Here is a 252-nt window from a genome sequence, read left to right on the forward strand (position 1 = left end):
CGTAGAGGACGTCCTGCAGCTTCGACGACTGATCGAGGGGGCGCAGCGGGCTCATCGCCTCAGGATCTCCCCGGGCCGAACCGGCCAATCGACCACCCGTGGCCTGTCCCGACGCTCGGATGCCGTGCTCCCGCGCATCGGCGGGGGCACGGCATCCGTGAGGCGGGGTGACTTCTTCTTGCCGGCGGCGCGACGATCGGCGCGGTTGTTCGCCGCGGGCTCGGCGGCCGCCGTCCGCTGCGCGAAGCCGCC

The 252-nt window shown here is 73.4% G+C and carries 1 protein-coding gene; it reads right to left on the minus strand.

The genetic code is table 11. The features are described 5' to 3' along the window. Positions 1-51: 51 nt before the first annotated feature. The coding region (locus QM517_RS18105; RefSeq protein ID WP_283289550.1) for a hypothetical protein at positions 52-252 on the minus strand (201 nt) is incomplete at its 5' end.

This window comes from Microbacterium sp. IEGM 1404, from assembly GCF_030056775.1.
In the GTDB taxonomy this organism is placed as follows: domain Bacteria; phylum Actinomycetota; class Actinomycetes; order Actinomycetales; family Microbacteriaceae; genus Microbacterium.